Origin of the sequence: Gynuella sp. (genome assembly GCF_050297175.1) — a bacterium.
Classification (GTDB): Bacteria; Pseudomonadota; Gammaproteobacteria; order Pseudomonadales; family Natronospirillaceae; genus Gynuella.
In genome coordinates, this window is record NZ_JBNKSF010000036.1 from 61,269 (window position 1) to 68,460 (window position 7,192).

Sequence of the window (7,192 nt, forward strand, 5' to 3'; positions counted from 1 at the left end):
ACCACTTTCCGCTTAATCTCTTCCGACAGACATGACAAAATCAACACCTGTGCATTGCTTCAATACAACAGGCTGTTTACATGCAACAAATACTTCAATACCTCATTCAATACGCGGATACTTTACTGGAGCGTTATCGCGATCCATATCATGGTACTCCGCTTTTTTTTGACGGTTGCGACACCTTTACCGGCAAACCGGTTATCTGGAAAAATACCGACGGCACTCCCTGGGAACCCTCCAATATTGCCAGCCAGCAGAATCTGTTCCGGTTTCTGACCGGATTGACTGCCCTTACTGGCAAACCTCAATACCGACAAGCGGCCAAAGATGCTATCACCTGGCATTTTGAACATGCAGACAAAAGTGGCTTGATACGTTGGGGCGGCCATTCATTTCTGGACCTCAAAACACTGCAGGCTGTTGGTCCGGAAAATAAAAACATGCTGCACGAACTAAAACATCACTGCCCTTTTTACGAACTGATGTATGAGACCAACCCCACGGCTACGCGACGGTTGATCAAAGCAATCTGGAACAGCCACGTTAGCAATTGGGACAATTTGGAAATGTCCCGTCATGGTGAATATGGCAAAACATTTGACGAACACAACTTTTGGAACAAACCCCAGCATGAAGGCCTTGAACCCTTACGGGAAATGAAAGGCCTGTCGTTCATTAACATCGGGAATGATCTAATCTTCAGTGCCGGAATGCTCTACAAACTTGACCAGGATCAGGAGGCATTGTCATGGGCGGAATTCCTAATGCGCCAGTATGTCAACAGCCGTTACCCTGGAACCAAACTGGGTTGCTATCAATACAATCGCCCGGCCAAAACCGGCGATGCACCCACGGACGAACATCATCCGCAATACACTTTCTCATTTTGGGGTGACCGCGCCCAACGCCAGTTTGGCCCGGAATATGGCGATGTTGCCAAAGAAGCCTGGGTTCTGTTCAAAATGGATGAAGAAGCACTGAATGGACCGGAAGGAATTTACGGAGATTGTGCCCTGACTCAAACACTGCTCGCCCGTGAGTTGGGTGACAAAGGGCAGCAATTGCTTACATGGACAACGGAAGGATTGGAAGCTTGGATTCATTACGCCTACGACCCGGCCAGCAATGAAATCAAACCCATGTTTGCCGATGGAAAAGATCTAACCGGTCACCACATTCCACGCTATGGTTACTATGGCCATAAAGGCACACCATTTACGCGACGGCCACTTCCCCCTCACGTTTTTCTGGCATGTGTCACCAATTGGGTGGAAACACGAAGTGAAATACTCTGGCCAGCCATCTGTGCTATGGCAAAACACTTTGAACTGGGTGACTGGGGCCCCAGTTCACCACAAGTCGAACTCAACACCAACGCCAACGAAACACTCTTGTTATTGGCTGTACTGGAAATGCACCGCGCCACCCAGAGTCAAAGTTATCTGAATCTGGCCAAAAAACTTGGAGATAACATCTTCAATCGCAGCGCCAACCGAGGCGTATTTACGACCAGCAAAGACCATATTCACTGCCGCTTTGACGACATCGAACCACTTGTACTGCTCAGCTTAATTGCGGCGAGCGAAAACCAACAGACTCAGATACCTGCATACCGAAGTCGTGGCGGCTACATTCATGGAGATATGATGATGCCTGACGGTAGTTGCAAAAATACAATGGATATCAAAGCAATTTATTCCCGGCAGAAGTAGCCAGCGTATTTAACACATTATGTAGATGGGTATGAGGCGGCTGGCTGGAGATGTAACAAAAGATTTATCTTTTCTTGATGGTGTGGAAGTTGGTTTCATCCACACCTGGATTGCTTTTTAGCTGAGAGAACATTTTGTTATCCCAATAACAAAAGCAGATTTCCATATAAACAGGTATCTCATTGCATACTATAAAACGGACACCCCCTAATGAGGCATCCGCTTTTTTAACTTAGTTGGCTGCAGCAAGGGCCTGCTCGATATCAGCAATGATATCTTCCACATGCTCAATGCCAATAGACAGTCTGACCAGATCACTACTGACACCTGCTGCCTTAAGTTCATCTTCATTGAGCTGACGATGGGTCGTTGTAGCCGGGTGACAAGCCAGGGACTTTGCATCACCAATGTTCACCAACCGTTTGATCATTTGTAATGCATCAATGAAACGGGCACCTGCTTCGGCCCCACCTTTGATACCAAAACTGAGGATGGCCGAAGGTTTACCATTCAGCATACGTTGAGCCACTTCATGATACTGGCTATCACTCAAACCGGCATAATTAACCCAGGCAACTTGGGTATGGTTACTCAGATATTCGGCTACTTGCTGTGCATTTTGTACATGACGATCCATTCGCAACGCCAGCGTTTCCAATCCCTGCAAAATCAAGAACGCATTCATGGGTGATAATGCTGCTCCCATATTTCTCAGCGGCACCACTCTGGCACGGCCAATAAATGCCGCCTCACCCAGTGCTTCGGTATACACCACACCATGATATGAAGGATCCGGTTCATTGAAACGCGGAAATCTTGGATTATCTTTCCAGGGAAATTTACCGGAATCGACAATGGCACCGCCAACCGTCGTACCATGCCCCCCAATGTATTTCGTCAAAGAGTGCACAACGATATCAGCACCATGTTCAAACGGTCGGCACAGGTACGGCGTGGCAACAGTGTTATCAACAATCACCGGTACACCATGACGATGTGCCATATCCGACAAAGCCTTGAGGTCAACCACATTACCTGCCGGATTGCCAATAGACTCGCAAAACAAGGCCTTGGTTTTATCATCGATCAACGCTTCCAGAGCATCGATATCGCTGCCTGGTGCCATACGCACTTCAATGCCCTGCTGTGGGAATGTATGAGCAAATAGATTATAGGTACCACCATAGAGCTGACTGACAGAAACAATATTGTCTCCTGCCACGGCCAGGGTTTGAACGGATGCCGTGATGGCGGCCATACCCGATGCCATGCACAACGCTGCAATTCCTCCCTCCATTGCCGCAAGACGCTGCTCCAGCACATCATTAGTGGGATTCATGATCCGGGTATAAATATTACCCGGCTCTTTCAGATCAAACAGATCAGCGCCATGTTGGGTATCACGGAAACTGTAGGATGTCGTCTGATAGATTGGCACTGCCACTGCCCGAGTGGTTGGATCATCATTGAACCCTGCGTGAATTGCCTGTGTCTCTATTTTCATACTACTTTTGCCTTGTCATTATCGTTATTTGATTTTGGTTAACCTGATACTAGTTCTGGTTGAGCCTCATCGCACCATACAAACGTGTCCGCGATGGCTCACAGCCAGATCAACAGAAGACTACAGTTTAGCAGACAGCTCCCAACTCCCCATATAACTCCCGATTCTTTCAATATGCTCCGACGGCAACTGCCTTCTCCCTGAAAACATCAACACGTTACGAGCTTTCAACTACTCACTGAATAAACCAAACCTTCACACAATCCTAACAATTCGATCATTGAGAACAACCAAGACGTCCTTATAATAAGCAAAGCTTACTATAAGGTATAACTATGTCTTCCAATGATCGATTGAATAATCCTGGCTTTCTGATCGCGGATATCCACCGCCTGGTTCGGCGCCTGTATGTAGAAAGAGCCGATCAAAGCTCCCTGACTCTGGCCCAGGCCAAAGCTCTGCTGTTTATTTCCAAACACGAAGGAGTGAAACAAAAAGAGCTGGCCGATGTGCTGGATATTCAACCCATGACCCTGGTTAAAGTGCTGGATCATCTCGCCAGCGAAAGACTTATCGTCCGCCAACCGGATCCTAATGACCGTCGCGCCCATCTGATTCACCTATGTGAAGATGCCGGTCCACACCTCGCACAGGTGGAACAAACCACCCAGCAGTTATTGACGGATATGCTTCAGGACCTGGAAAAACAGGAAGTAGAACAATTGATCAATATGCTCATCAGAATTCGCAATCGACTGTTGTCACTCTGAATTTAGGAACTCCAAAGATGTCTGATACTCCAAATTACGATACAAAACCCAATATTCCATCTGCCAGGCACAATCCCCTCAAACGGATTTTGCTAATGATCGTTGTACCGGTCATTGCACTCGTAGCAGGGGGAGGGATCTATTTGAAAGGTGGGCAATCTGTAGAAACCGACAATGCCTATGTCAAAGCAGATATGGTAGCTATCAGTTCTGAAGTCTCCGGGACTATCAGGCGGGTTGAAGCTCAGGAAAATCAACCGGTTAAAGCCGGAGACCTGTTATTCGAAATAGATCCAGAAACATTCAATGTAGCCGTACAACAAGCGAAAGCCCAACTGGCCCAGGTGAAAACCCAGCTGGCAGCTCTTAAAGTCTCGTACGCACAAAAACAGGCGGAACTGAAACTCGCACAAAGTCGTTATGACTATGCACTGGCAGAAGAGAAACGCAACGAAGACCTGCTCAAAAAACACTTCATTTCCAGCTCACAGTTCGATGCAGTTAAACAGGACACCCGCATAGCCAACCTGCAATTAATTGCCGCAAATGAAGGGCTGAAACAAATCCTGGAAAATCTCGGCGGCAGCATCGATCTTCCAATTGAGCAACACCCTGACTATTTGGCCGCCCAGGCTCAGCTGGATCAGGCGCAGCTAAACCTGGCACATACGCGCATTAAAGCTCCTATCGACGGCATCGTTCGGATTCCCCCCAAAAAAGGTCAGTTTATCACTGCAGGCCAAAGCGCCCTGGCACTGGTACAAAATCATCAGTTCTGGATTGAAGCTAATTATCCGGAAAAAGACCTCACCTATGTGAAACCAGGTCAGATGGTGGAAATTCATGTAGACACTTATCCAAATGTCTCCTGGAAAGGAACCGTCGAAAGCCTGAGCCCAGGAACCAGCTCTGAATTTTCTATACTGCCGGCACAAAATGGTACGGGGAACTGGGTAAAAGTAGCACAACGGGTTCCTGTAAGGATCCGTATTCAGGAAGACCAGAACACACCGAATTTACGTGCCGGTCTCAGTACCATTGTCGCCATCAAAACTGGACACAAACGAAACATTATGGGCTTTTCACTATAATGAATCAGGATACAGAAAAAACCGCTGTCCAACGCCTGTTTATTACCATTTCGGTTATGCTGGCAACCGTTATGCAAGCGCTGGATACCACTATTGCAAATGTGGCACTACCGCACATGCAAGGAAGCATGGGAGCCTCTCAGGATCAGATTTCCTGGGTGCTCACCTCTTATATCGTCGCGTCAGCTATTTTCATGCCGATGACAGGGTTTCTAACCGCTCGCTTTGGTCGCCGTAAGCTACTGATCGTATCGGTTGCCGGGTTCACCCTTGCATCTATGATGTGTGGTGCAGCGCAATCCCTTACACAAATGGTTGCTTTTCGTCTTTTACAAGGGGTTTTTGGAGCTAGTCTTGTACCCCTGGCACAAGCAGTGCTGCTCGATACCTATCCAAAAGAAAAACATGGCTCAGCCATGGCCACCTTCGGCATTGGTGTCATGCTTGGCCCTATTCTGGGCCCCTCTCTGGGAGGAATACTCACTGAGCACTACAACTGGCGGTGGGTGTTTTATATTAATGTCCCCTTTGGAATACTAGCTCTTATTGGCCTGTTTCGCTTTGTACCTGAAACCATATTGGAAAAAGGGCGACGTTTTGACCTGCTTGGCTTTTCTTTTCTGGCGCTGGGCATTGGTGCACTCCAAATGATGCTTGACCGTGGCCAATCCCAGGATTGGTTTAGTAGCAGCGAAATTATCATCGAAACTATTATGGCAGTACTGGCACTTTATCTATTTATTACACATATTTTTACCGCGAAAAATCCATTTATTGAACCTGCGCTGTTCAAAGACCGGAACCTGTCTGCTGGTCTGGTATTTATTTTTGTTGTCGGTGTGGTATTACTTGCCTCCATGGCACTGTTACCACCATTTATGCAAAACCTGATGGGATATCCAGTCATTAATACAGGATATTTACTAGCCCCCAGAGGCTTTGGCACCATGGCTGCTATGATGATCGTAGGCCGTCTGTCCTCAAGGGTTGATGCACGCTATCTGATTTTTATCGGTCTACTGTGTATTGCCTGCTCACTATGGGAAATGACCAAATTTACAGTGGATAGCTCAGGATATGACTTAATCAGAACAGGCATCATTCAGGGTTTTGGCTTCGGGTTTGTTTTCGTACCACTAACCACCGTCACCTTCGCCACCCTAGCACCGCACTACCGTACAGAAGGGACATCCATGTATAGCCTGATTCGGAGCATCGGTAGCAGCATTGGTATTTCAATCGTCACAACATTCCTTGCCCAATCTGCCCAGAAAAACCATGCAGTTTTTTCTGAACTGATCAACCCAAACAACCATGCATTGGCTCAGGCAGTAGGAAAAGGCATTTTGACAGAATCCAGTTATGGGCTATCCATCCTAGACGGAGTGGTCACTACACAGGCCACCACCCTTGCATATCTTCAGGATTTTCGGTTCATGATGTTCATAACCCTGGCTGCCATACCATTATTGCTACTAATGAGTTCACCCAAACAAAGAACTCAGACCGCTTCGGCATAAACAAAACAAATGAAGCAGGAACCGCTGATGAAACAGTAATCGACCATAAAAAGCTCCTGCTTCAACCACTACGTTTTTTACCAGGACACCCACTTTAAGAATACTAATTGGACACCCACTTTAAAACTTGATCAATTTTTCGATAGCAGGCATTATTCGGTACTGTATATATATCAGGACAAAGCCATGGCCCGATCAAGGAAGTCGCAGATATCACTCCATGCCACCCCGTACTATCATTGTACCTCCCGCTGCGTTCGACGGGCCTTTCTCTGTGGCTTCGATCCTCTCACTCAAACCAGTTACGAACACCGCCGCCAGTGGGTTGAAGACCGCTTGTTATGGTTGGGTGAGGTGTTCGCCATGGATATCTGCGCCTATGCCGTCATGACCAACCATGTGCATGTGGTGCTCCATGTGAATTCCAGGCAAAGCAAACAGTGGTCGATGAAAGAAGTCATTACCCGCTGGCACCGTCTCTACAAAGGTGTTCCCCTGAGTCAGCGTTACCTTAACGGTGATCGTTTCTCTCCGGCTGAAGAGAAAATGTTAATGACATTGGTCGAACAATGGCGTGAAACCTTAACATCCA

At 47.3% G+C, this 7,192-nt stretch carries 5 protein-coding genes and 1 pseudogene; 5 read left to right on the forward strand and 1 reads right to left on the reverse strand.

Annotated features, from left to right (window positions below; translation table 11 throughout):
- Window positions 1-80: 80 nt before the first annotated feature.
- On the forward strand, window positions 81-1,715 hold the full coding sequence (locus tag ACQY6I_RS15700) for a pectate lyase (RefSeq protein WP_428242445.1): 1,635 nt from the start codon (window positions 81-83) through the stop codon (window positions 1,713-1,715).
- Window positions 1,716-1,947: 232 nt separating this feature from the next.
- On the opposite strand, the gene ACQY6I_RS15705 is transcribed toward ACQY6I_RS15700, so the two are convergent.
- Window positions 1,948-3,219, reverse strand: coding sequence for an O-acetylhomoserine aminocarboxypropyltransferase/cysteine synthase family protein (locus ACQY6I_RS15705; RefSeq protein ID WP_428242446.1), 1,272 nt, complete (start codon window positions 3,217-3,219; stop codon window positions 1,948-1,950).
- 335 nt (window positions 3,220-3,554) lie between these two features.
- Between ACQY6I_RS15705 and ACQY6I_RS15710 the strand changes: the two genes are divergently transcribed.
- The 4 genes and pseudogenes from ACQY6I_RS15710 to ACQY6I_RS15725 all read left to right on the forward strand — a co-directional run.
- Window positions 3,555-3,989, forward strand: a complete 435-nt coding sequence (locus tag ACQY6I_RS15710) for a MarR family winged helix-turn-helix transcriptional regulator (protein WP_428242447.1) — start codon at window positions 3,555-3,557, stop codon at window positions 3,987-3,989.
- Between the two features lie 17 nt (window positions 3,990-4,006).
- Complete coding sequence (locus ACQY6I_RS15715; protein ID WP_428242448.1) at window positions 4,007-5,080, forward strand: HlyD family secretion protein; 1,074 nt, start codon at window positions 4,007-4,009, stop codon at window positions 5,078-5,080.
- Window positions 5,080-6,600, forward strand: a complete 1,521-nt coding sequence (locus ACQY6I_RS15720; protein ID WP_428242449.1) for a DHA2 family efflux MFS transporter permease subunit — start codon at window positions 5,080-5,082, stop codon at window positions 6,598-6,600. The genes ACQY6I_RS15715 and ACQY6I_RS15720 overlap by 1 nt, the downstream gene beginning before the upstream one ends.
- Window positions 6,601-6,786: 186 nt before the next feature.
- Window positions 6,787-7,192: pseudogene (locus ACQY6I_RS15725) on the forward strand (transposase); the annotation flags it as partial.